This is a genomic window from Roseivivax sp. CAU 1753, from assembly GCF_054482575.1.
In genome coordinates this window covers 334,457-358,393 of sequence record NZ_JBTLRF010000002.1, presented here as the reverse complement: position 1 = coordinate 358,393, position 23,937 = coordinate 334,457, and the positions used below count along the sequence as shown (strand labels likewise).

Genomic DNA, 23,937 nt, shown 5'->3' with positions numbered 1-23,937 from the left:
GAGCAGCACCATGACCGACACGATGGATATCACCGAATACCTCGCACAGGGTGGCCGCCTGACGAACCCCGCCAATGCCCCCTCGCGGTATCGCGCCGAGTTGATGCGGATCATGGCCACCTTCGTGGACAGCGAACTGGCCGGTGCCGCCGGTTTTGCCGATGTGATCAACGCAGGGCCCGGCATCAAGGAACGCATCGCCGCCGCGCGCATCGTTCTGGAAAAGACCGACAATGCCGACAAGGTGCTGCGGCTGATGGGCGAGTTCGGCGCCAACACCGATCGCTACGCCAATCACCACCCCTGGACGGACCGCCTGCCCCGCGACACCGCGCCCGGCACGCCGCGCAATGCCCATGACATGCGGCTTTCGGTGCTCAATTATCCGCTGGAAGGCTGGGTCGATGCGGTGGTGATGAACATGCTCATGGGGCTTGCCGTCGGCGTGCAACTGACCGAGTTCCTGACCAGTTCCTACCAGCCCTTCGCCGAGGCGATCCGCGAAGTGGCGCCGCGCGAACAGCGCCACACGGAGCTTGCGGTTGAAGGCGTCGAAAAGCTGATCCGGCAGGGCGAAACGGACGCGGTGAACCGCTCTGTCGCCTATTGGTGGCCGCGCGTCGGCGAAAGTTTTGCCGCCCGGGCATCGGCCCGCGGCACGGCGTTGCAGGCGATGGGCCTGCGCAGCAAAAGCAACGCCGAACTGCATCGGGCGTGGGTCTCGTCCGCGACGGCGGCACTGGGCACCCTGGGCCTCGCGGCCCCTGCCGAGGCGGCCTGACCAGCAACCGCAGCCCGGCGCGCGACCGTCAGAGGCCGCGCACGCCGCTCAGCGTCAGCCGGGTCACGAGCGCCGCGTATTCATCGCGCGCATCGTGATCGGCGCTGGTGTTCCACATGTAGAACCAGTTGAGCATTCCGAAGATCGACATCACCGTCGCGCGCAGCTTCCGCGCGTCGCCGTCAAACACCGCAGGCGCGATCCTGGCCACGATATCGCTCATCTGGGCGACCATGTCGCGCTGATAGGCCTTGAGGGTCTTTTGCTGATGTTCGGGCAACACCGGGATGCCCTCGGTCTGGATCTTGTGTTCGTGATCCATACCCTCATAGGCGCGCAGCGTCTCGGCGACGACGGCCCGCAACTGCATTGACGGGTCTAGCCCGGCCATGTCCAGCCCGATGATGCGGTCGCGCAAGGCCGAAAGATAGGTGTCGAGAATGTCGAACAGCAGCGCGTCCTTGCTGCTGTAATAGTGGTAGATATTGGCCTTCGAGATGCCGCAGTCCCGCGCCACCTGCGCCATCGAGGCCCGCGCAAATCCCTCGTCTGCGAAAACGCGGGCCGCGACTTTCAGTATATTCGCACGTTTTTCGTCGTGGTCTTTTGCTATCGGTCGCGACACGTCTATTCCTTGTTGCGGCTGTCCACGACGCGGACGGCCTTGCCTTCGCTGCGTACGACGGAACCGGGGTCGCCGACAACAACCTCTGTGGTTATTCCCACCATGTCCTTGACGTGCTTGGTCAGCATGCGGGCCGCGGCTGTCCTCGACAGTTCATCCGCCGCCTTCGGGCTGGCTTCGACGAAGATGCGCATCGCATCCATGCGACCGGACTTGTAAAGTTCGATCTGGAAATAGGGGGCCAGCCCGCCGGTCGCCATGACCTGTTCCTCGATCTGGGTCGGAAACACGTTCACGCCGCGCAGGATGATCATGTCGTCAGAGCGTCCGGTGATCTTTTCCATTCGGCGCATGCTGCGCGCCGTGCCGGGCAGCAGCCGGGTCAGATCGCGCGTGCGGTAGCGGATCATTGGCATGCCTTCCTTGGTCAGCGTGGTGAAGACCAGTTCGCCCTCTTCGCCGTCTTCCACCACCTCGCCTGTGGCCGGGTTGATCACCTCGGGGTAATAGTGGTCTTCCCAGACGTGCAGCCCGTCCTTGGTTTCCACACATTCGTTGGCCACACCCGGCCCCATGATTTCGCTGAGCCCATAGATATCGACCGCGTGCATGTCGAAGGCCGCTTCAACCTCCTTGCGCATGGCGTTGGTCCACGGCTCTGCCCCGAAAACGCCCACCTGCAGCGACGACTCGCGCGGATCGATGCCCGCCTTGTGAAACCCCTCGAGGATATTGAGCATGTAGGACGGCGTCACCATGATGCCGGTCGGGCGGAAATCCCGGATCAGGTTGACCTGTTTCTCGGTCTGCCCGCCGCCCATCGGCACCACGGTCGCGCCCAGCCTCTCAATGCCGTAATGCGCCCCCAGACCCCCGGTAAACAGACCGTAGCCATAGGCGTTATGGATGATGTCGTGCGACCGCAGCCCCGAGGCCCGCAGGCTGCGCGCCAGAGTGTCGGCCCAGACGTCGATGTCGTTCTTGGTATAGACCACCACCGTCGGCTTGCCCGTCGTGCCCGACGAGGCATGGATGCGCACCAGCTTCTCTTTCGGCACCGCCGACAGACCAAAGGGATAGTGGTCGCGCAGATCGTCCTTGTAGGTGAACGGGAACCTGGCCAGATCCTTCAGGTCGTGCAGGTCATCCGGATGCACGCCCGCCTCGTCAAAGCGTTTGCGATACATCGGCACGTTTTCATAGGCATGTGTCAACGACCACTTCATCCGCTGCAGCTGAAGCGCGGAGATCTCGTCGCGGCTGGCGATCTCGATCGGTTCCAGATCGGACGCTTCTGGGCTCAGGTCTTTCATGGCAGGTTCTCCATCCCTCGGATTTGTCGGATCATTCTTCGAACAACTGGCCCTTGATCGACCGGGACAGGCCGCGCATCTCGGCAATCGTCTCGTCGTTCTGGTTGGCCACGCGCACGTCGTAAATGCCGCTGCGCCCGGTCAGCGACACCTCGCGCGCCGTTGCCGTCAGCGTGTCGCCTTCGCGGGCGGGCGCGATGAAGGTGATCATGTTGCCCTGTGCGACGGTCGACTGGTTGCGGCTGTTGCAGGCAAAGGCAAAGGTGCTGTCGGCAAGGGCAAAGGTGATGCCGCCGTGGCAGATCCCGTGGCCGTTGCAATGATGCGTCGCGACCCGAAGCGACATCGTGGCCATGCCCTCGTCGGTATCCACAAGCGTCATGCCCAGCCATTGCGACGCCGCGTCCCTGGCCCACATTGCCCTGGCGGCACGGTCCGCGCGTTCCTTTGCGGTCATGCTCATGCCCCCCTCATGCCCCGCTGAATTTCGGCGCGCGCTTTTCCAGAAACGCCGACACACCCTCGGCATAGTCTGCGCTTTCGCCGCAGGTTTTCATATAGGCCGCCTCGAGGTCGAGGTGATCGTGCAGCGTGTCGGTGGCCGCCGCCTGGATGGCCGCCTTGCTCAGCCCCAGACCAAGCGTCGGGCCATTGGCAAGACGTTCGGTCAAGGTGCGGGCCTCGGTCATCAGCTCGGCATCCGGCAAGGCCTTCCAGATCAGGCCCCAGTCCTCGGCCTGCTGTGCGGGCAAGGGCTGCGCGGTCAGCGCCAGGCCCTTGGCGCGCGCTTCCCCCAGAAGCCGCGGCAGATGCCAGCTGCCGCCGGTATCGGGAATCAGCCCGACCTTCGAGAAGGACTGGATGAACGTCGCACTCTGCGCTGCCAGCACGATATCGCAGGCCAGCGCCAGATTGGCCCCGGCCCCGGCGGCCACGCCATTGACCGCACAGACAACCGGAAACTCCAGCGACCGGATCAATCGCACGAGCGGCGCATAGAAGGTGCGTACCGTCGCCCCGAGATCGGGCGGCGCGGTCATCTTCGACGGGTCGCGGTCGCCAAGATCCTGACCGGCGCAAAACCCCCGCCCGGCCCCGGTCAGCAAGATGGCGCGCGCGCCGCCGTCGCGGGCCGTTTCGAAGGCGCTGCGCAGGGCAAAATGCATCTCTTCGTTAAAGCTGTTGAGTCGGTCTGGACGATTCAATGTAATTTCGGTCCAGATCTCATGGGTTTGCACACGGATCGTGTCGGTCATCTGAAATCGCTTCCTGGCTTTTCCTGAATATATCTTGCATAAACCGACCGGTTGGTCAATTAATAACCCATCCGATGATTCTGGAAAGTGTAGCATGATGGACGGTGCCGCGGTTCCGCTGAAGACGGTCTCGCACGGGCTACTCCGGCGCTTGCGCATGGCGGCGGAACTTCTGGGGGCGGGTGCTTTCGGGGGGTCGGTGGCAGCGCCATCGGCGACCGGATGCTGACCGGCTCCCGACGGCATCGCCAAGTCGCGCCTTGCGAGCGCAGCATCCTTCGGTCCCTACTTGCCAGACCCAAAGCGGGTCGCCCCGGGAAAAGAGTGCCCACCACCCCACGAAAGGAAACCACATGAGCCTTCTCGACGTCAAAAGCTTCGCGGCCGGTCAATGGGTCGCCCCCGATTCCAACGCCCGGATGATCGAAAACGCGGTGACCGGCGCCCCGCTGGGCCGCGCGGGCAACGATACGCTCGATGTTCAGGGCATGCTCGACCACGCCCGTCAGATCGGCGGACCGGCTCTGCGCGCGATGACATTCCATGATCGCGCCCGGATGCTCAAGGCGCTGGCCACCGATCTGGGCAAGCACAAGCAGGCGCTTTACGATCTGTCCTTTGCCACGGGCGCGACCCAGTCCGATCACCTGATCGACATCGACGGCGGCATCGGCACGATGTTCGTCTTCGCGTCGAAGGGCCGTCGGGAAATGCCCGATGCGCATGTCTATCTCGATGGCGAGGTCGAGCAGCTGTCGCGCTCCGGCACCTTTCTGGGCCAGCACATCGCCACCTCCCTGCAGGGCGTCGCGGTGCATATCAACGCCTTCAACTTCCCGGTCTGGGGCATGCTGGAAAAGCTCGCCCCGACGCTGCTGGCAGGTGTCCCGGCCATCGTGAAGCCCGCGACAGCCACCTGCTACGTCACCGAACTGGCGGTGCGCATCATGCTCGACAGCGGCATCCTTCCGGCAGGCGCGCTGCAGCTTGTGTCCGGCGGTCTCGGCGACATGCTGGATCGTCTGACCTGTCAGGACGTGGTCAGCTTTACCGGGTCGGCCAACACCGCGTTCAAGCTGCGGTCCGCCCCGCATATTCTGCACAACTCCATTCGCTTCGTGGCCGAACAGGACAGCCTGAACGCCTCGATACTCGGGCCTGATGCCATCCCCGGCACGCCCGAGTTCGACCTTTTCGTCAAGGAAGTGCAGCGCGAGATGACCGCCAAGGCCGGTCAGAAATGCACCGCCATCCGCCGGATCATCGCGCCGCAGTCGCAGGTCGAGGCGGTGATCGAGGCGCTGAGCGCGCGCCTCGCCAGGACGGTGATCGGCGATCCGACGGCGGAAGGCGTCCGGATGGGCGCGCTGGTCTCGAACAGCCAGAAGCGCGACGTTCTGGAAAAGGCCGATATCCTCGCCACCGAGGCCGAGCGTGTGCACGGCAACCCCGACGATTTCGAGGTCAAGGGGGCCGACGGGTCAAAGGGTGCATTCCTGCCGCCGATGCTGTTTCACTGCGCCGACCCCGACGCCGCCCGGCGCATCCACGACACCGAGGCATTCGGCCCGGTCTCGACGGTCATGGGATACCGCGATCTGGAGCACGCCATCGCCCTAGCCAATCGCGGCGCAGGCTCGCTGGTGGCCTCGGTCATCACGCACGACCCGGAGGTCGCCCGCACGGTGGCGCTAAGTGCCGGGGCGTTCCACGGGCGGCTCTATTTCAACAACCGCGACAGCATGACGGAATCGACGGGCCATGGTTCGCCCCTGCCGCACATGGTGCATGGCGGCCCCGGGCGCGCGGGCGGCGGCGAAGAGATGGGCGGTGTGCGCGGTGTCATGCATTACATGCAGCGCACAGCCATCCAGGGCAGCCCCGACATTCTGACCGCAATCGGGCGCAAATGGGTGCCCGGTGCGCGCGAGATCGAAGGCCCCGCGCATCCCTTCACCCGCACCTTCCACGAGCTGTCAATCGGCGAAACCATCCACACCGACCCGCGCGTCGTGACACTGGATGACATCGAACATTTCGCCAATTTCACAGGCGATACCTTTTATGCGCATATGGACGAGGAGGCGGCTCAGAGAAACCCGTTCTTCCCGGGTCGGGTGGCGCATGGCTATCTGCTGCTCAGCTTTGCCGCCGGGATGTTCGTAGAGCCGAACGAAGGCCCGGTGCTGGCCAATACCGGCCTCGACAACCTGCGCTTCATGCAGCCGCTTCAGGCCGGTGACAGCATGAAGGTGCGGCTTACGGTCAAGCACAAGACGCCGCGCAACGACGACTATGGCGAGGTGCGCTGGCACGTGACGCTGACCAACCAGAACCAGCAGCAGGTTGCGGAATACGAGCTTCTGACCATGAACGCCTACGCGAAGTGAGCTTGGATTGGCGCCATGGCCGGTTTATGATCGCGGCATGAAAACCGCGCCTTCTCAGGACCATATGATGTGTCTGATCGGCGACCAGCCCCCCCGGGTCTGGTCGCTTCTCATTACGGTGTTCGGGGAATTGGCGCAGGACGAGGGCGCGCGCCTGAGTGGATCGCTCCTGCGCCACATCAGCGAACGCATCGGCATCAAGCCCGAAGCCATGCGCGTCGCCCTGCACCGGCTGCGCAAGGATGGATGGATTGCCAGCCAGCGCACGGGCCGCACCAGCGCCTATTTCCTGACCCCCTGGGGCCGCAGGCAAAGCGCGCAGGCCTCGCCGCTCATCTATGCCTCGGGCCCTCTGGCAAAGCGGGCCTGGCTGGTGCTGTCCGACCCCGGCCAGGCCCAGCCTGCCGATGGTGTCACGGGCACGTGGCTGTCGTCGAACCTGCGGGTCACCTCGGACCCGGGCACGCCGCCCGACACCTTCGTCACCCCGCTGCCCCCCGACATCCCGCTGCCGGGCTGGATGACCTCGAGGCTCTGCGACAGCGCCACCATCCGACTGTCGCAAGAGTTTGCGGAGGCGCTCGACACCCTGGAACGACGCCTGACCGGCGCGCCCGAGCTTGGCGTGCTCGACATCGCCGTGCTGCGGGTTCTGCTGGTCCATGGCTGGCGGCGCATCGTGCTCAAGGCGCCACGCCTGCCGGACCACCTGTTCCCCGACGACTGGCGCGGGCCGGTCTGCCGCCAGCGGGTCTTCGGCCTGCTGACACGCTATCCGAAACAGGACCTCGAAACGTTGACAACCGCCATCGCCACCGATGCGCGCGCATGAGTGTGAAACGTCGACTTCGCACGCTGCCCTGAGATCGCCGGAGCCCTGAGAATACTGGGGGCACCGGAAAGAACGGTGTTATCAGGTCTGACATGGCACAGCCGCGTCGCACCCAACCGCTGAACGACTTCGACACCGAACGGCTGTCGATCCGGCATTGGTCGCGGACGCTGGAAGACGCTGCCGAAAGGCAAAAGCTGGTCACGGACCTGGTGCCCGTTCTTGCGCCCGTCGTGCTTGAACATCTGCCGCCCGCGATGCAGGTCGCCCAAACGGAAGAGGCCGTGTCACGCTGGGTCAGGGATCGTTCCGCCGAAAGCGATGTATACCTCGTCCGCACGATAGATCCCCGGTCGCTTGTCGGGCTGCTGATCACCGTGACCGGCGCGCCGTCCAGGACGGTGCCAGAGGTGCATATCGGGTACCTGCTGGCGCAGGCGGCGTGGGGCCGGGGCTATGCGACCGAGCTGATCAAGGGCCTGTTGCGCCAGGCGCATCGCCACGCGCCCATGACCCTGATTGGGGGCGTCGCAAGGGCAAACAGGGCCTCGGCCCACATCTTGCAGACGCAGGGTTTTTCGCGTCGACCGAACCAGTCGGACGATGACGTCGACATCTTTGTCGCGTTCATTGACCGATAATGGCCCAAACCGGGAAACCGGGCAAAACCCGACCGCAACGCGCGCACCCGCGGCCAACGCGCAACACCCGCCGCCAAAGCAGCAGGCCATCCGAAACAGACAAAGGGGGGAATTTGGTGGAGCCTAGGGGGATCGAACCCCTGACCTCTTGCATGCCATGCAAGCGCTCTCCCAGCTGAGCTAAGGCCCCGTGCCATACGCACCCGAAGGCGCGTCGTGCGGCGTCAGATACGCAAAGGCGGGGGCGGGTTCAAGTCCAAAAACACCCCGCCCGCGCCGGTCTTGTCAGGTCAGTCGTCGTCGTCGCCCGCGACGTCCGCGATCTCGTCGAGCGAGACCTTGTCATCGTCTTCGTCGTCATCGTCGAGCACGTCATCGTCACCCAGATCGACATCGACATCATCATCGTCGTCGACAAGCTTGTCGTCGGTCTCTTTTTCCTTGGCCTTCCGGGTCGCGCCGTCTTCGGAATCGGCGGCGATCATGGACCGCTTGCCGGTCTCGACCTCAACCACTTCGCCCGTGTAGGGGCTGACGATCGGGTTGCGGTTCATGTCGTAGAACCGCTTGCCGGTCGTCGGGCACAGCCTTTTGACGCCCCATTCTTCCTTCGCCATGGGAGGTCCCTTTCCATTTGGTCACACTTGCGGACAATCCGGGGCAACTGCCATAAGGTCCGGGCAGTGTCAAAGCCTTTGACGCGTTGCGCACGACCCCGTCACCATGAGGCGCATATGGGTGTGATCGAACTTCGCGGCAACCCGCCGATCGCGGTGATTCTGCGCCGCTCGGCGCAGGCCCGGAAGATATCGCTGCGTCTGTCGGGCATTGACGGTCGGGTGACGCTGACGCTGCCGCGATCCGTCCCGGAGCGCGAGGGGCTGGCCTTCCTGCACGAAAAGGAGCCCTGGCTGCGCGGTCATCTGGAGCGCCGTGCCGAACCGATCGCCATCGGCCCCGGCGCCGTGCTGCCGGTCGAGGGGATCGCCCGCACGATCCGCCCCGGCCCCGGACGACGGATCGCCCTGACCGCGACAGAGCTGCTGGTCCCCGGACCCGCGCCGCGCATCGCCGCGCGCCTTCACGGTCACCTCAAGGGGCTTGCGCGCGACCGGCTTGCCGCTGCGTCGGACCGCTATGCCGCGGCGCTGGGGCGGTCCTACAGCCGCATTACCCTGCGCGACACCCGGTCGCGCTGGGGGTCGTGTTCAAGCCAGGGCGCGCTCAGCTATTCGTGGCGGCTGATCCTCGCCCCGCCGGACGTGCTGGATTACGTCGCCGCCCACGAGGTCGCGCATCTGGCGCATATGAACCACTCGGCCCGCTTCTGGGACGCGGTATCCGCGCTCTACGGCGACTGGCAGGGCCCGCGCCGCTGGTTGCGCGAACAGGGCGCGGATCTGCACCGCTACCGCTTCGACGATTGACGTCGCCCGGATTTGTGATCACAACTGACGCATGTTGACCCAGAACCGTTCCGCGCCCGTGTCCGTCCCCCGCGTGGCCGAGCCAGCGACATCGGCCCATGACAAGGTCTATCGCGGTCTGCGCACGCGGATCATGTTCGGCCAGATGGCCCCCGGTCAGGCGCTGACGCTTCGGGGTATCGGGCGCGAATTCGGCGTCTCGATGACGCCTGCGCGCGAGGCGGTGCAGCGGCTGGTGGCCGAAGGCGCGCTGTCGATGTCGGCCTCGGGCCGGGTCGCCACGCCGGAACTGTCGCCCGACCGCATCGAGGAACTGGCTGCCCTGCGCGCCCTGATCGAGGTCGAGCTGGCCTCGCGCGCGCTGCCACGCGCCCATATCGCGCTGATCGACCGGCTGCAAAGCATCAACACCGCGATGACCGATGTCGTCTCGAACCGGGATGCGGTGGGGTATATCCGCACCAACCTCGAATTTCACCGCGCCCTCTACCTTCGTGCGCAGGCCCCCGCCATGCTGGCCATGGCCGAAACCGTCTGGCTGCAACTCGGCCCGACGATGCGCGCGCTGTACGCCCGGGTGCGCCGCTCGGAGGCACCGCAATACCACCGCCTGATCGTCGCCGCCCTGAAGGCCGGGGACGAGCCGTCGCTGCGCCTCGCGGTGCGGTCCGACGTAACCCAGGGCCTCAAGATGCTGGCCACCTGACACCATGCCACTTGAACTAAGTCTGATCGCGCTGGGCGCGCTGTTTCTCGCCGGGCTGGCCGCCGACACGCTGGGCCGCCGCACCAAGGTGCCCCGTGTCACCATCCTGCTGATCCTCGGGGTGATCATCGGCGCGCCCGGCTTCGATCTGATTCCCGGCGAAATCACGGCTCTCTATGAATTGCTGTCGATCCTCGCGCTGACGATGGTGGCGTTTCTGCTGGGCAGCGCCATGCGCATCGACACGTTGCGTCAGAACGGACGGGCGATCCTGTGGGTCTCGGGCGCGATCGTCGTGGTGACGATGGCGCTGGTCTCGTCCGGTCTGTGGCTGCTCGGGGCACCGCCTGAAACGGCCCTTGTGCTCGGGGCGATCGCCACCGCAACGGCCCCCGCCGCGACCCGGTCGGTGCTGCAGGAAACCGGCGCCACCGGCCCCTTCGCCGACACCATCGAGGGCATCGTGGCCATCGACGACGCCTGGGGCATGATCGCCTTCGCGCTGGCCATGGTCGGCGCGCAGATGCTTGCGGGCGGGGCCGGTGCGGATCATGGACCCGCCTTGCTGGCCGCGGCTTGGGAGGTGGCGGGATCCATCCTGCTGGGCCTCGCGCTGGGGCTGCCGGCGGCCTTTCTGACCGGTCGGATCAGCGCCGGAGAGCCATCGCAGACCGAAGCCCTGGGCCTCGTTTTCCTGGTGTCCGGTCTGGCGATCTGGCTCGATCTGTCGTTCCTGCTGACCGGCATGACCGTCGGCACCGTGATCGTGAACCGCGCGGTGCATCACGACTACGCCTTCCACGAGATCGAGCATATCGAATGGCCGTTCCTGACGCTGTTCTTCCTGCTGGCGGGCGCCACGCTCGAGCTTGGCACGCTGGGCGAGCTTGGCCTCTTGGGGGCCGGATACGTGCTGCTGCGGGTGGTGGCGCGGCTGGCGGGCGGGATGATCGGGGGATGGCTTGGCGGCATGCCGCCGCTGGAACGGCGCTGGATCGGTCCGGCGCTTCTGCCTCAGGCCGGTGTGGCGGTGGGCATGGCGCTGATCGCCGCCGAACGGCTGCCCAACCACGGCGAGGTGGTGCTGAGCCTGACCATCGGCACCACCGTCATATTCGAGCTGTTCGGACCGCTGACCACCGCGCTGGCCCTGCGCCGCGTGCGGAACCCGCCGCCGGAATAGGTCGGGCTCAGGCCGCCAGACCCTTGGCACCCAGATCGAGGAACTTCTTGCGCCGCGCGGCGATCAGCGCCTTGGGGTCGCTGTCCTGGAACTCGCTCAGCATGGCCGTCAGCGTCTCGCCGACCGCGGCGATGGTTTTTGCGGTATCGCGATGCGCGCCGCCCATCGGCTCTGGAATGATGCGGTCGCAGACGCCCAGCTTCATCAGATCCTGCGCTGTCAGCCGCAACGCCTCGGCGGCTTCGCGCATCTTCTCGGCGTTCTTCCACAGGATCGACGCGCAGCCCTCGGGCGAGATTACCGAATAGACCGAATGCTCCAGCATGGCGACGCGGTTGGCCGTCGCAAACGCCACCGCCCCGCCAGAGCCGCCCTCGCCGATGATCACCGACAGCACCGGAACGCCGATCTGCAGGCATTTCTCGGTCGAGCGGGCGATCGCCTCGGACTGGCCCCGCTCTTCCGCGCCCTTGCCCGGATAGGCGCCCGGCGTGTCCACCAGCGTGACCACCGGCAGGCCGAAGCGGTCGGCCATGTCCATCAGCCGGATCGCCTTGCGATAGCCTTCGGGGCGCGCCATGCCGAAGTTGTGGTGCAGGCGCGTTTGCGTGTCGTTGCCCTTCTCGTGGCCGATCACGAAGACCGGACGGTCGTTGAACCGCGCCAGGCCGCCCATCACGGCATCGTCCTCGCCAAAAGCGCGGTCCCCGGCGAGCGGCGTGTATTCGGTGAACAGCGCATCGATGTAGTCGCGGCAATGCGGTCGGGTCGGATGCCGCGCCACCTGACACTTCCGCCAGGGCGTCAGCTTGCCGTAGAGGTCCCGGAGCAGGTCCGCCGCCTTGCGGTCGAGGGCGCGCGCCTCGGACTCGATGTCCATATCCTCGTTGCTGCGCGCCATCGCCCGCAACTCCTCGGCCTTGCCTTCGATCTCCGCGAGCGGCTTTTCGAAATCGAGATAATGGGTCATCGCATCGCGTCCTTTTGCCTCGCCTCGATATGCCGTCGCACGCGCGCCATTGCAACCGTTGCAGACAATTGCGCATCCAGGGTCCCTGTGTGGATGCGCGAAGCGGATCGCGCCTTTCCGCCGCTGGCCGCCGCTGGCCGCCGCTGGCCTCAGGCCAGAAAGACCGGGATCATCGACACCACAAGCAGACCCGCCATGGTCCAGTTGAACAGGCGCAGGCGGCGCGGGTCCTGCAGGAACCGGTTGAGCGCGGTGCCGATGGTGGCCCAGCTGGTGGTCGAGATGACACCGCAGGCAACATAGGCCCCGACCACCCAGAGGATCGCACCGATACTGCGCCCGGGCGCGTAAAGCGTGATCGCCGACAGCGCCATCGACCAGGCCTTCGGGTTCACCCATTGGAATGCCGCCGCCTCGGGAAAGCTCAGCGGGGTGCCCCGGCGTTCGGGCGCGGCATCGGCCTCGGGCGGGGCGGCATTGGCAATCTTCCACGCAAGATACAGCATGTAGGCCACCGACAGCATCGTCAGAACCGTATAGGCGGGCGGCCAGAGGTCGAACAGACGCATCACCCCGAGCCCGACACAGAAACACATCGCCGGAAAGCCAAGGCCGACCCCCAGCATATGCGGCAGCGTGCGGCGGAAGCCGAAATTCGCCCCCGAGGCCATCAGCATGAAGTTGTTCGGCCCCGGCGTGATGACGGTGACAAAGGCAAAGGCCAGAAGCGCGGTGAGAAGATCGACTGTCATGCCAGCGCGCATAACCCCATTCGTGGCGCGATGGAATTGCCAAAGTCGCGCGGCACAACCCTTCGCAGGGCGATCCGGTCCGGGCCGTCGCCGACCACGCGCTCGGCCCGGCGTCGGGGCACGTTCCCTGCTATATGCCGTGCTTGCCCCGGGGGCGGCACCGCCTGTAGACGGAGGCCACGCAGACGGAGGCCGATATGCGCGCGGATTACAATGAGCTGACCCAGACCATCGCCGCCCTGACCGAGGGCGAAACCGACGCCGTGGCGCTGATGGCCACGATTGCGTGTGAACTGCACCACGCCGACGACCGCTTCGACTGGACCGGGTTCTACCGCGTGACCGGCCCCGACATGCTCAAGATCGGGCCCTATCAGGGCGGCCATGGCTGTCTTGTCATACCCTTCGCCCGCGGCGTCTGCGGGGCGGCGGCCCGCACCGGAGAGGTGCAGCTGGTCGACGACGTCGACGCGTTCCCGGGCCACATCGCCTGCGCCAGCTCGACTCGTTCCGAAATCGTGCTGCCGGTGCGGAACGGCGCGGGGCGGCTCCTGGGCGTTCTCGATATCGACAGCAACCAGCCCGGCGCCTTCGACGCCTCCGACGCAGAGGCCCTGGCCGCCATCCTCGCCCGCAGTTTCGAACATGCGACATGAGCCTCGATGCCTGGCTGATCTTCGCGGGCTTCTGGGTGCTGTTTGTGACCTCGCCCGGTCCCAACGCCGTCAATTGCATCCAGAACGGCATGACCCACGGCTTCGCGCGCGCGCTCTGGGGTGTCGCCGCGATTCTGACGCAGGCGACGCTGTTCCTGATCCTGTCGGCGTTGGGCATCACGGCGCTGCTGACCACCGTGCCCGCGGCGTTCCTTCTGGCCAAGATCGCCGGCGCGGCGGTGCTGATCTGGCTTGGCATCCGCGGCTGGCGGCGCGCCGGGCAGCCGCTGGGCCAGATCGTGACGCACCAGCGCTCGATCTATGTCCGCGCCCTGATGATCGCGACGATCAATCCCAAAAGCGTCGCGGGGTACCTTGCCGCCTTTTCGCAATTCGTCGATCCCGCGGTGCCGATCCTGGCGCAGATGGGGGTGATCCTGCCCACCGCGCTGACCATCACCGCGATCAGCTATGTGGGCTATACCGCGCTGGGGGCCGGTCTGGGCCGGGCGGCGCTCGGGGCGGTGGCCAACCGCGTCGTCAGGCGTGTGCTCGCGGGGTGTTTCGTGTTCTATGGTCTGGCACTCGCCGCGACGATCTTCCTCTGAGGGGGCCAGGCCAATGCTGACCGGTAGCTGCTGTTGCGGCGATGTCACCTTCACCGTCTCGGGCACGCCCGAAGGGGCCAGCGTTTGCCATTGCACGCAATGCCGCAAGATGTCGGGGCATCTGTGGTCATCGGCGCAGGTGCCCGAGGGCGACATTTCGGTGACCGGAGATCTGACGTGGTTCGCCGCCAGCGATACCGCCAGGCGCGGCTTCTGCCCGCGCTGCGGGTCGTTCCTGTTCTGGCAGGCGCTTGACGAAGCTATGCTGAGCTTTGCCCTGGGTGCCATCGACGGGCCGACCGGCATGACGCTGACCAGGCACATCTTCACCGATTCCAAGGGCGATTATTACCAGATCGCCGACGGGCTGCCGCAAACGCCATGACCGCGACGATCGCCCTGCCCGACCTTGCCACGCTGCTGACCTTTCTGGGCGCGGGCGTGTTGCTGAACCTCACCCCCGGCGCGGATGTGATGTTCGCCCTGGCCTCGGGCGCGCGCGGCGGACCCCGGGCGGGCATCGCCGCGGCCGCCGGGATCAGCTTCGGGTCCGGCGTCCATGTCTGCCTCACCGCGGTCGGTGTGGCCGCCGCCCTGCACGCCCTGCCCGGGGCGTTCGCCGCGATCCGCTGGGCCGGGGCGGGCTACCTGATGTATCTCGCGGTGCAAAGCTGGCGCGCGGGCCCGGGGCGGCGAACCACCGGCGTGCAGGACCTCGGCGCGGCCTTCCGGACAGGCTTTGTCACCAACCTGCTCAACCCCAAGGTGGCGCTGTTCATCCTGGCCTTCCTGCCGCAATTCGCCGACCCGGCCAGGGGCCCGGTCTGGAGCCAGATTCTGGCGCTGGGGGCCGTCTTCATGCTGTCCGGTTTCGTCATCACCGCCGCCTACGGCGCGGCGGGCGGGGCCGTGGCGCAGGTCCTGAAGGACCATGCGCGGGCAATGAACCGGCTCGCGGCGCTGGTCTTTGGCGGCCTGGCGGTTAGGTTGGCATGGGGATGATCACGACACCAATGACAAGGAGGCCCTGATGGCCAAGATCACGCTTCTCGACGGCGGCATGGGCCAGGAACTGGTCAAGCGCTCGGGCGAGGCACCGACGCCGCTCTGGGCGACGCAGGTGATGATCGACCGGCCCGGGATGGTGCAGCAGGTGCACGAGGATTTCTTTGCCGCCGGGGCCACCGTCGCCATGACCAACACCTATGCCCTGTTGCCGGATCGGCTGGCGCGGGGCGGGTTGGAAGACCGGCTTGATGAATTGCTCGCCGCCGCGCTGGCCGAGGCGGAATCGGCGCGCGAGGCGCATGGCCGGGGGCGCATCGCGGGCTGCATCGGGCCGCTGGGCGCGTCCTATCGCACGGACGTCTTCCCCGGCATGGACGCGGCGGTGGCCGCCTATACCGACGTCGTGCGCAAACTGGCCCCCGAGGTCGACCTGATCGCCTTCGAGACGATGGCCTCGATCGAGAACATGCGCGCGGCGATCGAGGCCGGCCGCGCCACCTCGAAGCCGGTGTGGATCGGGCTGACGGTGGACGACCGGGACGGCACCAAGCTGCGCTCGGGCGAAAGCGTGGCCGAAGCCGCAGAGATCGCGGCAGAGGGCGGCTGCGACGCGCTCTTGATCAACTGCTCGGCCCCCGAGGCGATCGGACCGGGGCTGGCGATCATCGCGGCGACCGGCCTGCGTTTCGGCGCCTATGCCAACGCCTTCACCCAGATCACCGAGGCGTTCCTGAACCCCGACCCGACCGTCGATGCGCTGTCGGCGCGCCGCGACATGGGGCCCGCGCGCTACGCGGGCTTTGCGATGGACTGGGTGCGGCAGGGGGCGACCATCGTCGGCGGCTGCTGCGAGACCGGGCCAGAGCATATCCGCGCCATCGCCGAGCGGCTGCGCAACGCGGGCCACGAGATTGTCTGATCCGGCCCGCAGCGCCTATGACCCGCCCGGGGGCGACATCCCTGTCCTGCATGCCGATCACGAGATCCTCGTGGTCGACAAGCCCGCGGGGCTGCTGTCGGTGCCCGGCAAGGGGCCGGAACTTGCCGATTGCCTGATCGCGCGTCTTGCGGTGGCGTTTCCGCAGGTGCTGCTGGTGCACCGGCTGGACCGGGACACCTCGGGGGTGATGGTGTTCGCGCTGACGCCGCATGCCCAGCGCCATCTCAGCCTGCAATTCGAGAAGCGACACGTGAAGAAGACCTACGTGGCGCGGGTGCAGGGCCGGGTGGACGGGAAACGCGGCGAGATCGACCTGCCCATCGGTGTCGACTGGCCGAACCGGCCCCGGCAGATGGTCGACCCCGAGAACGGGCGCGCGGCCTTCACCGAGTGGCGCGCCCAGAAGGCGGGCGATACCGACACGCGGATGCGGCTTTACCCCAGGACCGGGCGGTCGCACCAGTTGCGCGTACACATGCTGGAACTGGGCCATCCGATCCTGGGCGATCCGCTCTATGCGCCCGAAACCGTGGCCCGACACCCCCGGATGATGCTGCATGCCGAGGAATTGCGCCTGCGGCACCCCGATGGCGGCGCGGGCCTGCGGTTCCGGGCAAAGCCGCCTTTCTGAGGTCTGCGCAAGGCGGCGTTGCCGCCTGCGAGAGGTTCTACCTCTCGCGCTCTCCGGAGGTATTTTCGGTCCGATCGTGAACAGGTGCCGAAGACGGGTTGTCTTGCGCCGGGCGCGCGAAGACGCGCGCGGGGTGGAATGCGCCGGCGCGGAACTGCCCCACCGCGACCGGTTCGCCGTCGCAGGACGCCCAGCATTCATCGCCGAACGCGAGTGCCGGTCCGAAGACGAGGCCCGGGTTGCCGTTGCGGATCTTGCTGGCCTCCGGCGCGGTGCAGCGCATTTCCGGCAGGTCGGTCAGCCCGGCCTCGAGCGGCAGCAGGTGCGCGTCGAGTGCGGGGTCCCTCGCCAGCCGCTCGATCTCGGCCAGAGAGATCGCGTCGGCGGCGTCGAACGGGCCCGACCAGATGCGGCGCAGGTCCCGCACATGGCCGAAGCAGCCAAGCTTCCGGCCAAGATCGCGCGCGATGCTGCGCACGTAACCGCCCTTGCCGCAGATCATTTCGAGGGTGACATGGTCCGCATCCTCGCGCCCGGTCATCACCAGTTCCTCGACCCAGAGCGGGCGGGCGGCGATTTGCATTTCCTCGCCGTCGCGGGCGCGTTTATAGGCCCGTTCACCGTCGATCATGACGGCGGAGAATTGCGGCGGGACCTGCATGATGTCACCGGCGAAGCCATGCAGCGCCTCCTTGATTTCGGCATCGGAGGGGCGCGCGTCGGAGGTTTGCGTCACCGTACCTTCGCGGTCATCGGTGTTGGTGGCCTGGCCCAGCCGCACGGTGAAGCGATAGGCCTTCAGCGCGTCGGTGATATAGGGCACGGTCTTGGTCGCCTCGCCCAGGGCCACGGCCAGCACGCCGGTGGCCTCGGGGTCGAGGGTGCCCGCGTGCCCCGCCTTCTTGGCCGAGAGCGCCCAGCGCACCTTGTTGACGACGGCGGTCGAGGTGATGCCCGCCGGCTTGTCGACAACGAGCCATCCCGAAATGTCCCGTCCCTTGCGTGCGCGTCCCATGCTGTCTCCTTGTGGCAGAGGCGCGGGGCGTAGACGACGTCGCGAGGGGTGTCAATTCGGGGCGCGACCGGGGCGCGCGGGCGCGCTGCGGCCCGGTCAGGAAGGCGTCAGCGCGGCGGGCAGCCCCTGGCCGCCCAGCACGCCCACCCGGCGGCAGAGCACGATGGCCCCCAGAACCGCGGCAAGATTGGCCGCCACCGCCGCGGCCAGGATGCCCGGATAGCCAAGTGTGTAGGCTCCGGCCCATGCAAAAGGCACATAGACCAGCGCGATGCGTCCAAGGCTCAGCGACAGCGAGTGCAGCGATTTCTCGCGCGCGTTCATCGCCGCGTTGGCGGTCACGAGGATGCCGTATCCGAAAAAGCTGATCGAGACCCAGCGCAGGTATTGCGCGGCATAGGGCACCGCTTCGGTGCCGTTGGTCATGACCTTCGCGATGGGCCCGGCAGTGAGCCAGAGCAACACCGCCACCGCCAGACCGTAGCCGAGGCACAGCAGGAAGGTCAGGCGCACGGCGGTCCTGGCGCGGTCCCGGTCGCCCGCGCCCCAGGCCTGGCCGACCACCGGGCCGATGCCCGCCGACAGCGCCAGCATCGGCACGAAGAGCAGGTTCTGCACCCGGGTCGCGGCCCCGAACCCGCCGACGGCGCTTTCGCCGATGACGGCAACCGCGGCGGTGACCATGGCCATGCCCGCGGGATTGATCGCGTTCGACAGCGACGCAGGCCCGCCGACCTTGCCGATGCGCGACACGGACGCGACAAACCCCGACAGCGCGCCGCTGGACAGATCGAGGCGCCCGCTGCGGACCGCAAAGGCGAGGCAGCCGGCAAAGGCCAGGATGCGGGCAGCGGCGGTGGCGATCCCGGCCCCTTCGATGCCCAGCCCGGGCACCGGACCCAGCCCGAAGATCAGGATCGGATCGAGCACGATATTGATCAGCGCCTGCGACAGCATCACCGTGGCCGCGATCCGCGCCTCGCCCCCGGCGCGGAAGACCGCGTTCAGCGCCTGTCCGGCGACGATGAAGGGAAAACCCAGACACCACCAGGGCATGTAGGCGCGGATCCCGTCGAGCACCGCACCGCGCGCGCCCATGACGGTGAAGAGCCCCGGGGCGACAAGCCAGATCGCGATCGCCACCAGCGTCGCCGCCGTCGCCGCGAAGATCAGCGCATGCAGGGCAAGCCGCGCGCTGACCGCGTCGTCACCGCCCCGCGCCCCCAGTTCCTGGCTGATCACGGAGCTGGTGCCCGCCGACAGGCCGATGGACAACGAGGTGACGGCGACGATCACCGGGTAAGATGAAGCCGATGGCGGCCAGTGCATCCTGCCCGGCACGGGCCAGAAAGTAACTGTCGGCAAGTCCAACGGACAGCACCCCGAGAATGCCGAACGCCATGGGTGCCGACACCTGCCAGAGCGCGGCTGGGACCGGCTTGTCGTTCAGATCGAGAGTGTCCGCCATGCCCGGGCTCCTGTCCGCCTTCGGGCAGAGCTAGCGGTCTAGGCCGGATCGTCCAGCACGCGGGCCTCGGAAACCAGCATTACCGGGATCCCGTCGCGGATCGGAAAGGCCAGCCCGGCGCGCTTGCTGACCAGTTCCTGCCGCTCTGCATCATAGGACAGGGTCGCGTGTGACTGCGGGCAGATCAGGGCTTCGAGCATGCGCCGGTCGAAGGCGGGTGTCTCGGTCATTGCATCAGGTCCTCGCCATCGGTACCGCCAGAGCGCAGCGCATATTCCAGAAGGGTCACCAGCGTCTCGCGACGGGTCATCAGGCTTGGCGCTTCAAGCAGCGCCTGCTTTTCTTCGGGATCGAAATCGAGCAGCATCGACAGCGAATTGATCAGCAACTCGTCATCGGCCTCTTTCAGCGACGACCAGTCCGCCGACAGGTCGCGCGCGGCGAAAAACCGGTCAAGAATCTCGAGAAAGGCGGCGCGGTCGAAGGCGGTGTCATGCTCGGTCTTGCCGCGATCGGCCTCGAACCCCTGCCAGTTGACGTTGGCCCGGCGGTAGGGGGAAAAGCCCTCGATCTCGGTGTCCAGCCGAAAGCGCGAAATGCCGGTCAGGGTGATCATGTAGCGCCCGTCCTCGGTTTCGGAGAACTGGGTGATCCGGCCCGCGCAACCGATCTTGTGCAGCGCGGCGTCGTTTGACGGGTTGGGATTGGGCTGGATCATCCCGATCAGACGCTCATCGGTCTTCAGCGTGTCGTCGAACATCTGCAGGTAACGCGGCTCGAACAGGTGCAGCGGCAGATGCGAGCGCGGCAACAGCAACGCGCCCGGAAGCGGAAAGATCGCGATGGTGTCGGGGAGATCTGTGAATCTTGCCATACCCGCCAAGTAGTCCCTTCCGCGCCTCAGGCAAATATCATCGAACTGAGCTTGCGCCGACCGTTCAGGACAATGGGGTCGTTGGGCTTCAGGGCCTCGAAAATGGTGAACAGCTGCTGTTTCGCGGCCGCATCTTGCCACTCGCGGTCACGGCGAAACACCTCGAGCAGCTGCGCCACCGCCTCTTCGGTGCGGCCACCGGCATGAAGCGCCTGCGCCAGATCGAACCGGGCCTGAAGATCGGCGGGTTCCGCGGCAACCTTCTGCTCAAGCTCGGTGATCGGGCCGGCCTTCTCGGCCTGCCGCGCCAAGGCAATCTGGGCGCGGGCGGCCTCAAGCTCGGGCTTGTCGGAAATGTCTGCGGGGGCACCGTTCAGCACCGCCTCGGCCTGATCCACATCGCCCATGGCCAGCGTCGCGCGCACCAGACCGCCATAGGCTGCCGCATGCGCGGGCTCTTCGCCAAGGATGGCCTGGAAGATCTGCGCCGCGTCCTCCGGCTGACCCGAATCGAGCATCTCTTCCGCCGCGGCCACGGCGTCATCGAGCCCGCCCGAGGGATCGCCACCGCCCAGCTTGGCCAGCTGTTCGACGAACTGCTTGATCTGGCTTTCGGGCACCGCCCCCTGGAAGCCATCGACCGGCTGGCCCTTGTGGAAGGCGTAGACCGTGGGGATCGACTGGATCTGCAACTGCCCGGCAATGGCCTGCGCCTCGTCGACATTGACCTTGGCCATCTTCACCGCGCCCTTCTGGGACCGCACGGCGGCCTCGAGCTGCGGCCCAAGCGTCTTGCACGGCCCGCACCAGGGTGCCCAGAAATCGACGATCACCGGCACCTCCTGCGAGGCCTCGATCACGTCCTTCATGAAATCCTGTTCGGCGACGTCCTTGATGATGTCGGCGTCGTTCGGGGTCGATGCTCCCAGTTCGATCATGGCGCGGTCTCCGTCTGGTCTGAATAGGGCGGGCCTGAATAAGGCGGCTTTCGGGTTTAGATGGCGCTCGCGGCGGCGTGATGCAAGGGGCGATGGTTCCCCACCCCGGATGCCTCTGCCGGACAAGCGCGCCGCGCCCCTCACGATCGGACCGAAAATACTCCGGGAGCGCGAGGGCAGAGCCCTCGCACGCACCGCTCCGGCCCGCGCCGCGCATCGAACCCCGGGACGCACGTGCACGCCCCCCGCGGCCCCGGACACGATCCGGGGCCTCCCGCCGATGGGCCCGCGCCGTTCAGAGGTCGAAGGTCGCCAGCACCGGCGCGTGGTCCGATGGCTGCTGCCAGCCGCGCACGTGCCGCAGGATCCGGCTGCCATGCGCTGCGCTGGCGATGTCGGAGGTGGCCCAGACATGATCCAGCCTGCGCCCCTTGTCCGCGGCGTCCCAATCGGCTGCGCGGTAGGACCACCACGAATAAAGCGGCCCGTCGGGAATGTCGGCGCGGGTCACGTCGACCCAGCCGCCAGCCTCCCGCGCGGCGGTCAGGTGCTCCACCTCGATGGGCGTGTGCGACACGATCTTGAGCAGTTGCTTGTGCGACCAGACGTCGTCTTCGCGCGGTGCAATGTTGAGATCACCCACCAGCACCGCGCGTTCGGGGCGTTCCGCGTGAAACCAGTCGCGCATCTCGGTCAGGTAATCGAGCTTCTGGCCGAACTTGTCGTTCACCGCCCGGTCCGGCTTGTCGCCACCCGCGGGCACGTAGAAATTATGGATCGTCACACCGTTTTCCAGCCGCCCTGCGACGTGGCGCGCATGGCCGAGCGATGCGAAATCCTTGTCGCCCACATCCGCGATCGGCAGTTTCGACAGGATCGCCACGCCGTTATAGCCCTTTTGCCCGCGCGCGATCATGTGGGGATAGCCGAGATCTGCAAAGCCCTGCGTCGGGATCTTGTCGGCCGGGCTCTTGCATTCCTGCAGGCACAGGATGTCCGGCGACTCTTCGATCAGCAGCCGCGTGACAAGGCCTTCGCGCAGGCGCACGGAGTTGATGTTCCAGGTGGCGAGCGTGAAGGGCATCGGGTCTCTCCTGCGGGCGGCATCGGCACGGCTGCCGGGTGCGGCACCGCGCATCATGGGGCGGGCTTGGGTGTGGCGCCGGTCTCGCGTATCGGCACGCGGGGCGCAAGAGGCACAGGCGACACGGGAGGCGCAAGAGCCACAGGCGCGCGCGATTGACAACGCATCCGCGACCGGTGCCAATTAGCGCATGATCTCGGTTCAGTTCCTGCTTACCGCCCTTGTCGTCGTCGTTCTGCCCGGCACCGGGGTGCTTTACACACTTGCGGTGTCGCTCGGCCGGGGCCGACGCGCCGGGCTCTGGGCGGCGCTGGGATGCACTGTCGGGATCGTGCCGCATCTGACCGCCGCGATCTTCGGCCTCGCGGCTCTGCTGCACACCAGCGCGCTTCTGTTTGCCGCCGTCAAATGGGCCGGGGTCTGCTATCTGCTCTGGCTGGCCTGGCAATCGCTGGGCGCGGACGGGGCGCTGTCGATCACGTCGGACCGCAGGCCCGAGCCGGGCCTGCATGTCGCCCGGCGCGGGGCGCTGATCAACATCCTCAACCCCAAGCTGTCGGTGTTCTTCCTGGCGCTATTGCCGCCCTTCCTCAGTGGCGATGCCGCCACGGCCACGGCGGAAATGACCGCGCTTGGGGTGGTGTTCATGGCGCTGACCTTCGGGATCTTCGTGCTCTACGGCCTGATGGCAGCCGCCGCCCGCGACCGCCTGCTGGCGCGTGCGTCGGTGATGCGCTGGCTCAACCGGTCCTTCGCGGCGCTGTTTGCCGCTCTTGCGGGCCGCCTCGCGCTTGAGCGTGCCGGGTGACTTCGCCCGTCCGTCGCGCTATCTGAACGCAAAGACCGTCAGCCGGAGCGACCGCGATGATTGAGATCCCCCGAGCCGCCCTGACCCTGGGCCTTGCCGGCGTGCTGCCCTTCGCATGGGGCGCATTGACGCTGCTGTCGCCCGATCTGGCGGATTGGGGGCTGGCCAATCTCGGCGCGCGGTTCATCGGACCCTATGTGCAGCTCTATTACGGCGCGGTGATCCTGAGCTTCATGTCCGGTGTGCTCTGGGGCTTTGCCACCAAGGCCGAGGATGCCCGCGCCGCCACCGGCTACGCGCTGTCGGTGATCCCGGCGCTGTGGGCGTTCTTCATGACCGGCGGCGGGCCGGTCTCGGCGGGCGTGAACCTGATCTTCGGCTTTATCGGCCTGCTGGCGTTGGATTTTGCCTTCTGGCGTTGGGGCCTGGCGCCGCGGTGGTGGATGCAACTGCGCGGTCTGCTGACCGTTCTCGTCGTGGCCTGCCTGAGCGTCGGCGTCTTTCTGTAGCCTAACCCCGAAACCCGCGTCACTCTCGGTCCCGTCACCGGGCCGCCCCGGACGCTTTCAGCCGGACGCTTTCAGCCGGTCGCAGCAGAGGTGCCCCACGCCAGCACGGCGTAGCGCCCGGTCTTGGCAATCGTGACGAGGCTCAGGAATACCCAGGGCCGCACCCGCATGATGCCCGCGATAACCGTAAAGGCATCGCCCAGCGGTGCCCAGCTCAGCAGGAGCGTCCAGACGCCGTAACGCTGCCACCAATCCTGCGCGCGGTTCATCTGCTTGTCCGAGGCGGGGAACCAGCGCGTCTCGCGCAGCCGTTCCGCAAACAGCCCAAGCCCGTAGTTGACCACGGCACCCAGAATGTTGCCGACCGACGCCACGGCGACCAGAAGCCACACCGCGGCCACGTCCTTGATCTGCATGCCGACAAAGACGATCTCGGACTGGAAGGGCAGCACGGTCGCCGCGGCGAAGGCCACGCCGAACAGCCCCGCGAGCGCGGCAAGCGATGCGTCCATCGGGACCGCG

The 23,937-nt window shown here is 66.9% G+C and carries 30 protein-coding genes and 1 tRNA gene; 15 read left to right on the top strand and 16 right to left on the bottom strand.

Annotated features, from left to right (window positions below; translation table 11 throughout):
• The first annotated feature begins 10 nt into the window (after positions 1 to 10).
• The gene (locus ACXYMN_RS06725) at positions 11 to 781 is read left to right on the top strand and encodes a Phenylacetic acid catabolic protein (RefSeq protein WP_459012747.1); all 771 of its coding nucleotides are present in this window, start codon (positions 11 to 13) and stop codon (positions 779 to 781) included.
• A gap of 28 nt (positions 782 to 809) precedes the next feature.
• Here ACXYMN_RS06725 and ACXYMN_RS06720 read toward each other — a convergent pair whose 3' ends face one another.
• From ACXYMN_RS06720 to paaG, 4 genes are read right to left on the bottom strand one after another with little or no spacing between them, the layout of a single operon-like run.
• Positions 810 to 1,406 (bottom strand): TetR/AcrR family transcriptional regulator, encoded by a 597-nt coding sequence (locus tag ACXYMN_RS06720; protein WP_459012746.1) that lies wholly within the window; start codon positions 1,404 to 1,406, stop codon positions 810 to 812.
• Between the two features lie 2 nt (positions 1,407 to 1,408).
• Entirely contained in the window at positions 1,409 to 2,719 is a 1,311-nt protein-coding gene (gene paaK, locus ACXYMN_RS06715) for a phenylacetate--CoA ligase PaaK (RefSeq protein ID WP_459012745.1), read from the bottom strand.
• A 31-nt stretch (positions 2,720 to 2,750) separates the two neighbouring features.
• Positions 2,751 to 3,176 carry a hydroxyphenylacetyl-CoA thioesterase PaaI gene (gene paaI, locus ACXYMN_RS06710; RefSeq protein ID WP_459012892.1) on the bottom strand — a complete coding sequence of 142 codons (426 nt, stop codon included), beginning with the start codon at positions 3,174 to 3,176 and terminating at the stop codon, positions 2,751 to 2,753.
• Positions 3,177 to 3,189: 13 nt separating this feature from the next.
• On the bottom strand, positions 3,190 to 3,975 hold the full coding sequence (paaG, locus tag ACXYMN_RS06705) for a 2-(1,2-epoxy-1,2-dihydrophenyl)acetyl-CoA isomerase PaaG (protein WP_459012744.1): 786 nt from the start codon (positions 3,973 to 3,975) through the stop codon (positions 3,190 to 3,192).
• Between the two features lie 353 nt (positions 3,976 to 4,328).
• On the opposite strand from paaG, the gene paaZ reads away from it, so the two are divergent.
• The 3 genes from paaZ to ACXYMN_RS06690 all read left to right on the top strand — a co-directional run bounded on the left by paaZ (position 4,329) and on the right by ACXYMN_RS06690 (position 7,838).
• Positions 4,329 to 6,365, top strand: a complete 2,037-nt coding sequence (gene paaZ, locus ACXYMN_RS06700) for a phenylacetic acid degradation bifunctional protein PaaZ (protein ID WP_459012743.1) — start codon at positions 4,329 to 4,331, stop codon at positions 6,363 to 6,365.
• 37 nt (positions 6,366 to 6,402) lie between these two features.
• A complete protein-coding gene (locus ACXYMN_RS06695) occupies positions 6,403 to 7,197 on the top strand; it encodes a PaaX family transcriptional regulator C-terminal domain-containing protein (protein ID WP_459012741.1) in 795 nt (264 codons plus the stop codon).
• Positions 7,198 to 7,289: 92 nt separating this feature from the next.
• Complete coding sequence (locus ACXYMN_RS06690; RefSeq protein ID WP_459012740.1) at positions 7,290 to 7,838, top strand: GNAT family N-acetyltransferase; 549 nt, start codon at positions 7,290 to 7,292, stop codon at positions 7,836 to 7,838.
• 114 nt (positions 7,839 to 7,952) lie between these two features.
• On the opposite strand, the gene ACXYMN_RS06685 is transcribed toward ACXYMN_RS06690, so the two are convergent.
• Positions 7,953 to 8,028 (bottom strand) — tRNA-Ala (locus tag ACXYMN_RS06685).
• A gap of 100 nt (positions 8,029 to 8,128) precedes the next feature.
• Positions 8,129 to 8,455: a TIGR02300 family protein gene (locus ACXYMN_RS06680; protein ID WP_459012739.1), complete on the bottom strand. Its 327-nt coding sequence runs from the start codon at positions 8,453 to 8,455 to the stop codon at positions 8,129 to 8,131.
• 117 nt (positions 8,456 to 8,572) lie between these two features.
• Here ACXYMN_RS06680 and ACXYMN_RS06675 point away from each other — a divergent pair, with 117 nt between their 5' ends.
• From ACXYMN_RS06675 to ACXYMN_RS06665, 3 genes are read left to right on the top strand one after another with little or no spacing between them, the layout of a single operon-like run.
• Positions 8,573 to 9,265, top strand: a complete 693-nt coding sequence (locus tag ACXYMN_RS06675) for a M48 family metallopeptidase (protein ID WP_459012738.1) — start codon at positions 8,573 to 8,575, stop codon at positions 9,263 to 9,265.
• 31 nt (positions 9,266 to 9,296) lie between these two features.
• Entirely contained in the window at positions 9,297 to 9,971 is a 675-nt protein-coding gene (locus ACXYMN_RS06670) for a GntR family transcriptional regulator (RefSeq protein WP_459012737.1), read from the top strand.
• A 4-nt stretch (positions 9,972 to 9,975) separates the two neighbouring features.
• Complete coding sequence (locus ACXYMN_RS06665) at positions 9,976 to 11,154, top strand: cation:proton antiporter (RefSeq protein WP_459012736.1); 1,179 nt, start codon at positions 9,976 to 9,978, stop codon at positions 11,152 to 11,154.
• Between the two features lie 7 nt (positions 11,155 to 11,161).
• Here the strand turns inward: ACXYMN_RS06665 and ACXYMN_RS06660 are convergent, their stop codons facing one another.
• Both ACXYMN_RS06660 and ACXYMN_RS06655 read right to left on the bottom strand, forming a co-directional pair.
• Positions 11,162 to 12,124, bottom strand: a complete 963-nt coding sequence (locus tag ACXYMN_RS06660) for an acetyl-CoA carboxylase carboxyltransferase subunit alpha (protein ID WP_459012735.1) — start codon at positions 12,122 to 12,124, stop codon at positions 11,162 to 11,164.
• Positions 12,125 to 12,273: 149 nt separating this feature from the next.
• The gene (locus tag ACXYMN_RS06655) at positions 12,274 to 12,876 is read right to left on the bottom strand and encodes a LysE family translocator (protein ID WP_459012734.1); all 603 of its coding nucleotides are present in this window, start codon (positions 12,874 to 12,876) and stop codon (positions 12,274 to 12,276) included.
• 197 nt (positions 12,877 to 13,073) lie between these two features.
• On the opposite strand from ACXYMN_RS06655, the gene ACXYMN_RS06650 reads away from it, so the two are divergent.
• From ACXYMN_RS06650 to ACXYMN_RS06625, 6 genes are read left to right on the top strand one after another with little or no spacing between them, the layout of a single operon-like run.
• Positions 13,074 to 13,532 (top strand): GAF domain-containing protein, encoded by a 459-nt coding sequence (locus ACXYMN_RS06650; RefSeq protein WP_459012733.1) that lies wholly within the window; start codon positions 13,074 to 13,076, stop codon positions 13,530 to 13,532.
• Positions 13,529 to 14,140, top strand: a complete 612-nt coding sequence (locus tag ACXYMN_RS06645; protein WP_459012732.1) for a LysE family translocator — start codon at positions 13,529 to 13,531, stop codon at positions 14,138 to 14,140. Before ACXYMN_RS06650 ends, ACXYMN_RS06645 begins: the two co-directional genes overlap by 4 nt.
• Before the next feature lie 13 nt (positions 14,141 to 14,153).
• Positions 14,154 to 14,525, top strand: coding sequence for a GFA family protein (locus ACXYMN_RS06640; RefSeq protein WP_459012731.1), 372 nt, complete (start codon positions 14,154 to 14,156; stop codon positions 14,523 to 14,525).
• Positions 14,522 to 15,142 carry a LysE family translocator gene (locus tag ACXYMN_RS06635; protein WP_459012730.1) on the top strand — a complete coding sequence of 207 codons (621 nt, stop codon included), beginning with the start codon at positions 14,522 to 14,524 and terminating at the stop codon, positions 15,140 to 15,142. Before ACXYMN_RS06640 ends, ACXYMN_RS06635 begins: the two co-directional genes overlap by 4 nt.
• A gap of 28 nt (positions 15,143 to 15,170) precedes the next feature.
• A complete protein-coding gene (locus ACXYMN_RS06630; protein WP_459012729.1) occupies positions 15,171 to 16,067 on the top strand; it encodes a homocysteine S-methyltransferase family protein in 897 nt (298 codons plus the stop codon).
• Positions 16,060 to 16,719 (top strand): RluA family pseudouridine synthase, encoded by a 660-nt coding sequence (locus ACXYMN_RS06625; protein ID WP_459012728.1) that lies wholly within the window; start codon positions 16,060 to 16,062, stop codon positions 16,717 to 16,719. The genes ACXYMN_RS06630 and ACXYMN_RS06625 overlap by 8 nt, the downstream gene beginning before the upstream one ends.
• Before the next feature lie 37 nt (positions 16,720 to 16,756).
• Here ACXYMN_RS06625 and truB read toward each other — a convergent pair whose 3' ends face one another.
• The 7 genes from truB to ACXYMN_RS06590 form a co-directional block, all read right to left on the bottom strand.
• On the bottom strand, positions 16,757 to 17,734 hold the full coding sequence (gene truB / locus ACXYMN_RS06620) for a tRNA pseudouridine(55) synthase TruB (RefSeq protein ID WP_459012727.1): 978 nt from the start codon (positions 17,732 to 17,734) through the stop codon (positions 16,757 to 16,759).
• 96 nt (positions 17,735 to 17,830) lie between these two features.
• A complete protein-coding gene (locus tag ACXYMN_RS06615; RefSeq protein WP_459012726.1) occupies positions 17,831 to 18,976 on the bottom strand; it encodes an MATE family efflux transporter in 1,146 nt (381 codons plus the stop codon).
• A complete protein-coding gene (locus ACXYMN_RS06610) occupies positions 18,942 to 19,202 on the bottom strand; it encodes a hypothetical protein (protein WP_459012724.1) in 261 nt (86 codons plus the stop codon). Before ACXYMN_RS06610 ends, ACXYMN_RS06615 begins: the two co-directional genes overlap by 35 nt.
• 38 nt (positions 19,203 to 19,240) lie before the next feature.
• Entirely contained in the window at positions 19,241 to 19,432 is a 192-nt protein-coding gene (locus tag ACXYMN_RS06605) for a Trm112 family protein (protein WP_459012723.1), read from the bottom strand.
• Positions 19,429 to 20,076, bottom strand: a complete 648-nt coding sequence (locus ACXYMN_RS06600; protein ID WP_459012721.1) for an LON peptidase substrate-binding domain-containing protein — start codon at positions 20,074 to 20,076, stop codon at positions 19,429 to 19,431. Before ACXYMN_RS06600 ends, ACXYMN_RS06605 begins: the two co-directional genes overlap by 4 nt.
• Positions 20,077 to 20,102: 26 nt before the next feature.
• A complete protein-coding gene (gene trxA / locus ACXYMN_RS06595) occupies positions 20,103 to 21,014 on the bottom strand; it encodes a thioredoxin (RefSeq protein ID WP_459012720.1) in 912 nt (303 codons plus the stop codon).
• Between the two features lie 295 nt (positions 21,015 to 21,309).
• A complete protein-coding gene (locus ACXYMN_RS06590; RefSeq protein WP_459012719.1) occupies positions 21,310 to 22,098 on the bottom strand; it encodes an exodeoxyribonuclease III in 789 nt (262 codons plus the stop codon).
• A 190-nt stretch (positions 22,099 to 22,288) separates the two neighbouring features.
• Between ACXYMN_RS06590 and ACXYMN_RS06585 the strand changes: the two genes are divergently transcribed.
• Both ACXYMN_RS06585 and ACXYMN_RS06580 read left to right on the top strand, forming a co-directional pair.
• Positions 22,289 to 22,906 carry a LysE family translocator gene (locus tag ACXYMN_RS06585; protein ID WP_459012717.1) on the top strand — a complete coding sequence of 206 codons (618 nt, stop codon included), beginning with the start codon at positions 22,289 to 22,291 and terminating at the stop codon, positions 22,904 to 22,906.
• A 56-nt stretch (positions 22,907 to 22,962) separates the two neighbouring features.
• Positions 22,963 to 23,415 (top strand): DUF3429 domain-containing protein, encoded by a 453-nt coding sequence (locus ACXYMN_RS06580; protein WP_459012716.1) that lies wholly within the window; start codon positions 22,963 to 22,965, stop codon positions 23,413 to 23,415.
• 71 nt (positions 23,416 to 23,486) lie between these two features.
• Here ACXYMN_RS06580 and ACXYMN_RS06575 read toward each other — a convergent pair whose 3' ends face one another.
• A complete protein-coding gene (locus tag ACXYMN_RS06575) occupies positions 23,487 to 23,927 on the bottom strand; it encodes a YqaA family protein (RefSeq protein ID WP_459012715.1) in 441 nt (146 codons plus the stop codon).
• Between the last annotated feature and the right edge of the window lie 10 nt (positions 23,928 to 23,937).

Bases quoted from the DNA above. Each gene is read 5' to 3' on its own strand.
- ACXYMN_RS06680 (WP_459012739.1), bottom strand. From the start codon at position 8,455: ATGGCGAAGGAAGAATGGGGCGTCAAAAGGCTGTGCCCGACGACCGGC.
- ACXYMN_RS06605 (WP_459012723.1), bottom strand. From the start codon at position 19,432: ATGACCGAGACACCCGCCTTCGACCGGCGCATGCTCGAAGCCCTGATC.
- ACXYMN_RS06660 (WP_459012735.1), bottom strand. From the start codon at position 12,124: ATGACCCATTATCTCGATTTCGAAAAGCCGCTCGCGGAGATCGAAGGC.
- ACXYMN_RS06630 (WP_459012729.1), top strand. From the start codon at position 15,171: ATGGCCAAGATCACGCTTCTCGACGGCGGCATGGGCCAGGAACTGGTC.
- paaG (WP_459012744.1), bottom strand. From the start codon at position 3,975: ATGACCGACACGATCCGTGTGCAAACCCATGAGATCTGGACCGAAATT.
- ACXYMN_RS06590 (WP_459012719.1), bottom strand. From the start codon at position 22,098: ATGCCCTTCACGCTCGCCACCTGGAACATCAACTCCGTGCGCCTGCGC.
- paaK (WP_459012745.1), bottom strand. From the start codon at position 2,719: ATGAAAGACCTGAGCCCAGAAGCGTCCGATCTGGAACCGATCGAGATC.
- ACXYMN_RS06675 (WP_459012738.1), top strand. From the start codon at position 8,573: ATGGGTGTGATCGAACTTCGCGGCAACCCGCCGATCGCGGTGATTCTG.
- paaZ (WP_459012743.1), top strand. From the start codon at position 4,329: ATGAGCCTTCTCGACGTCAAAAGCTTCGCGGCCGGTCAATGGGTCGCC.
- ACXYMN_RS06580 (WP_459012716.1), top strand. From the start codon at position 22,963: ATGATTGAGATCCCCCGAGCCGCCCTGACCCTGGGCCTTGCCGGCGTG.
- paaI (WP_459012892.1), bottom strand. From the start codon at position 3,176: ATGACCGCAAAGGAACGCGCGGACCGTGCCGCCAGGGCAATGTGGGCC.
- ACXYMN_RS06650 (WP_459012733.1), top strand. From the start codon at position 13,074: ATGCGCGCGGATTACAATGAGCTGACCCAGACCATCGCCGCCCTGACC.
- truB (WP_459012727.1), bottom strand. From the start codon at position 17,734: ATGGGACGCGCACGCAAGGGACGGGACATTTCGGGATGGCTCGTTGTC.
- ACXYMN_RS06690 (WP_459012740.1), top strand. From the start codon at position 7,290: ATGGCACAGCCGCGTCGCACCCAACCGCTGAACGACTTCGACACCGAA.
- ACXYMN_RS06655 (WP_459012734.1), bottom strand. From the start codon at position 12,876: ATGACAGTCGATCTTCTCACCGCGCTTCTGGCCTTTGCCTTTGTCACC.
- ACXYMN_RS06695 (WP_459012741.1), top strand. From the start codon at position 6,403: ATGAAAACCGCGCCTTCTCAGGACCATATGATGTGTCTGATCGGCGAC.
- ACXYMN_RS06640 (WP_459012731.1), top strand. From the start codon at position 14,154: ATGCTGACCGGTAGCTGCTGTTGCGGCGATGTCACCTTCACCGTCTCG.
- ACXYMN_RS06610 (WP_459012724.1), bottom strand. From the start codon at position 19,202: ATGGCGGACACTCTCGATCTGAACGACAAGCCGGTCCCAGCCGCGCTC.
- trxA (WP_459012720.1), bottom strand. From the start codon at position 21,014: ATGATCGAACTGGGAGCATCGACCCCGAACGACGCCGACATCATCAAG.
- ACXYMN_RS06665 (WP_459012736.1), top strand. From the start codon at position 9,976: ATGCCACTTGAACTAAGTCTGATCGCGCTGGGCGCGCTGTTTCTCGCC.
- ACXYMN_RS06645 (WP_459012732.1), top strand. From the start codon at position 13,529: ATGAGCCTCGATGCCTGGCTGATCTTCGCGGGCTTCTGGGTGCTGTTT.
- ACXYMN_RS06600 (WP_459012721.1), bottom strand. From the start codon at position 20,076: ATGGCAAGATTCACAGATCTCCCCGACACCATCGCGATCTTTCCGCTT.
- ACXYMN_RS06670 (WP_459012737.1), top strand. From the start codon at position 9,297: ATGTTGACCCAGAACCGTTCCGCGCCCGTGTCCGTCCCCCGCGTGGCC.
- ACXYMN_RS06575 (WP_459012715.1), bottom strand. From the start codon at position 23,927: ATGGACGCATCGCTTGCCGCGCTCGCGGGGCTGTTCGGCGTGGCCTTC.
- ACXYMN_RS06725 (WP_459012747.1), top strand. From the start codon at position 11: ATGACCGACACGATGGATATCACCGAATACCTCGCACAGGGTGGCCGC.
- ACXYMN_RS06635 (WP_459012730.1), top strand. From the start codon at position 14,522: ATGACCGCGACGATCGCCCTGCCCGACCTTGCCACGCTGCTGACCTTT.
- ACXYMN_RS06585 (WP_459012717.1), top strand. From the start codon at position 22,289: ATGATCTCGGTTCAGTTCCTGCTTACCGCCCTTGTCGTCGTCGTTCTG.